The following is a 3,152-nucleotide window of genomic DNA, read 5'->3' as shown; positions in this document are numbered from 1 at the left end:
GGGGCATCGGCGGGTCGGTCACGGCCGCCGAGGGGCTGGTCGCCGCGGGCGGCGGTGCCGGTGAGGGTGGCGCCGCGGACGGAGAGGGCGGCGGCGATGGTGGGGAGTATGCCGTCGCGGCGGTGGTGGAGGGTGGGGGCGTGCGGTGTCTCGCTGGCGCTCCAGTCGACCCTGGGGTCTCCGGACATGGCGGTGTCGGGTCCGGCGTGCGGCCCTGTCTGTGTGGCATTCATGATCGTCATCCCCTCCCGAGCATCCCCCCGGTGGACCCAGGGTGCCAAATCGCGGGGCTGCTGCGGTAACTGGGGCGGTGCGACACGCCCGGTTCCTGGTGGTCCGTCACGGCGGGGTGACGGCTGGTCACGGAAGTGGAGGCCCGGTGACCGGTGTCGGCGTACCGCATAGGCTGTCGCCACCGTGCTGCGCGCGGTCGACGCGCGTGCAAGACGTAGGAGACAGTCCGCCACGGGTCGTGGTGTTCCGGGACCGGAAGGGTGCCGGGGGCCGGGCCCGTACAGAGTGCCGCAGGGGGCAACCGTCATGACGACAGGTCGGCTCGGGCAAGCCGCGCCGCCGAACGCGGCCTATGCCGGGCAGGTCGTGCACTTTCCGGATCCGGTCCGGGCGGCTCGGCACCCGAGGGGGGTGCGGGTCGACGAGAACGGCTATCCCGATTTCTCGCCGTACGCGCGTGCGGTGGCCGAGATCGCGGAGCCGCCGGAGGGCTTCGGGGTCGACGAGTTGCGGTTGACGGACTATGTGTCGGCGAACGCGGCGTCGGCCGCGGCGGGGCACGAGTTGTGGGACACGGTCGCCGATGTGGCCACTCCGCACGGCTGGACGTGGCATCACGTGGTGGGTTCGCGGCGGCTGGAGCTGGTGCCGGTCGAGGTGAAGGCGTTGTTGCGGCACCACGGTGGGGTGGCGACGACGGCGGTGGACCACGGCAAGCGGGGGACGCGGCCGTTGCAGGAGACGCGGCCCGCCCACTTCGGTCTGTCGAAGTCGGGTGTGGCGGTCTCGGAGCAGCAGGTGCAGGGGGTCGAGGAGGACCTGGGGTACCGGTTGCCGGGCGCGTACCGGTCGTTCCTGAAGGCGGCGGGCGGTTGCGCGCCGGTGGGTACCGCGTTGGACGCGGAGCTGGGGCTGCTGATCGACCAGCCGTTCTTCACGGTGCGGGACGAGGCGGCGGTCAACGACCTGGTGTATGTGAACAAGTGCCTGCGCGACCACCTGACGAAGGATTACCTGGGGGTCGGTTTCGTCCAGGGCGGGTTGCTGGCCGTGAAGGTGAAGGGCGACCGGATCGGTTCGGTGTGGTTCTGCGCGTACGACGACGTGCGCGACGTGGATCCGGGGTGGTCGCCGGCGGAGCGGGTGGAGCGGTTGCTGCTGCCGTGCGGTGAGGACTTCGATGTGTTCCTGTCACGGCTGGCGGGCAGTCCGCCGGAGTTGGAGACGGTGGCGAACCTGATGGTGGACGGTGGTTTCGCGCGTGCGGTGCCGGTGTCCTCGGCTTCCGTGTCTTCGGTGGGGGAGTGATCTCGGCGATGGTGACGTTCGCGCAGGCGCAGGAGCGCGCCGAGGAGTGGGTCAACGGGGATGTGCCGGCGTATCAGCATCGTGAGGTGCGGGTGCGGGAGTTCGGGCTGGGCTTCGTGGTGTGGGCCGAGGACCGGGTGGACGGGCCGCGTTCGGACGGCGGCGCGCAGCGGCTGGTGATCGCGCGGGACAGCGGGGACGCGACGCTGTGGCCGGGGTTGCCGGTGGGCGAGGTGATCCGCCGGTACGAGGAGGAGTACGGGCGTGCCGAGGAGGGGGAGGCGGACGCGGCTCCGGCTCCTGCGGCGCGGGTGGATCTGAATCAGACGTCGTTCCTGTTGAGCCCGCCGGAGTGGTTGCAGGAGGCGGCGGACAAGCTCGGTATTCCGGACCGGCGGGGCGAGGGGGCGCGGGCCGCGTCCGGTGCCGCCGGGACCGGCGGGGGTGCCGCGGGCGCGGGTTCGCTGCCGCAGACCCAGGCGGGGGCGCCGGGGTCGCAGGCGGGCGCGCCCGAGGTGCCCGGTACCGGGTCGGGTGCCGGGGTGTCGTGGCCGGTGGCGGGCGGTGAGGAGGGTGCGGGAGCGTCCCCCGGGGCGCCCGGCGGGTCCGCGGGGGCGACGCCCTGGGCGGGCACGGACACCAATGGGGACTTCGGGGAGGACCGTTCCGTACCGCTGCCCGCGACGGTGTTCGCGCCGCCGGTGGGTGACGGCGACGACCGGATGCAGGACGCCAAGACGGAGATGATCTCGGGCGGCAGCCGGCTGCCGCCGACGGCGATGACGCCGGCGTTCGACCCCTCGCTCCCGCCCGGGGCGCCTGGTGCGCCCGCGACATACGGCTATCCGCAGGGTGCGGGTGCCCCGGCCGCGCCGGCGCCCGTTCCCGGTGGGACGCCGCCGCCCGGTGCCGTGTCGTACGGCTATCCGCAGGGGCAGCCGTCGGCTCCGGGCACGCCTGCGCCGGGTCCGGTGCCGGGGGCCACGCCGCCTCCGGTGTACGGGTACCCGCAGACGCCCGGTGCCCAGGGCGCTCCGGCCGTTCCGCCGCCGGGTGCTCCGCAGGGCGTGCCCGCGCCGGGTGCGCCGGAGCGGCCGCTCGCGCCGAACGCCGGGGACATCGCCGACGCCGCGACCAGCAAGGCGGCGCCGCCGCGCCGGGCACGGGGCTCGGCCGAGCCGCCGCACCCGCCGGGTGTCCCGGGTGCTCCGGGCGTACGGCCGGGCGCCACGCCGCCTCCCGCGCCGGGTGTCCCGGGTGCGCCGGGGGCCGGGGCGGGCGCCTATGTGCCCACGCAGCTGGTGTCGGCGCTCGGGCCCGACGGACCCCAGGGGCCGGGGGCGCCGCAGCCTCCGGGACCGCCGGCCGCTCCGAACCCGCCCGGCGTGCCGAACGTGCCCGGCGGTACGCCTCCGGGCGGAGTCGGCGGTGCTCCCCACGCGGCGACGATGCTGGCCGATCCCGGCCGGCCGGGCGCGCCGCAGCCTCCGGGCGTGCCCGGTGCGCCCTTCGCGCCGAACCCGCCGGGCGTTCCCGGCGGGCCGCCCTCCGCCGGGGGGCCGCAGGGTGCGGTGCACCATGCGGAGACCGTGCTGGCGGCGCCTCCGGTG

1 protein-coding gene and 2 pseudogenes are annotated in these 3,152 nt (G+C 75.5%); 2 read left to right on the top strand and 1 reads right to left on the bottom strand.

Annotated features, from left to right (window positions below; translation table 11 throughout):
- Positions 1-242, bottom strand: a pseudogene (locus tag FNH09_RS45660) (hypothetical protein); the annotation flags it as partial.
- A 298-nt stretch (positions 243-540) separates the two neighbouring features.
- Here FNH09_RS45660 and FNH09_RS45655 point away from each other — a divergent pair.
- Together FNH09_RS45655 and FNH09_RS45650 are read left to right on the top strand one after the other, a co-directional pair.
- Positions 541-1,542 (top strand): SMI1/KNR4 family protein, encoded by a 1,002-nt coding sequence (locus FNH09_RS45655; protein WP_152895759.1) that lies wholly within the window; start codon positions 541-543, stop codon positions 1,540-1,542.
- Positions 1,543-1,550: 8 nt separating this feature from the next.
- Positions 1,551-3,152, top strand: a pseudogene (locus FNH09_RS45650) (SUKH-4 family immunity protein); the annotation flags it as partial.

The organism is Streptomyces adustus (assembly GCF_009377175.1).
Taxonomy (GTDB): Bacteria; Actinomycetota; Actinomycetes; order Streptomycetales; family Streptomycetaceae; genus Streptomyces; species Streptomyces adustus.
The sequence above is the reverse complement of the archived record's forward strand: the minus strand, read 5'-3'. Positions and strand labels throughout refer to the sequence as shown.

Excerpts from the sequence above, each read along its gene's own strand:
- FNH09_RS45655 (WP_152895759.1), top strand. The coding sequence starts at position 541 with ATGACGACAGGTCGGCTCGGGCAAGCCGCGCCGCCGAACGCGGCCTAT.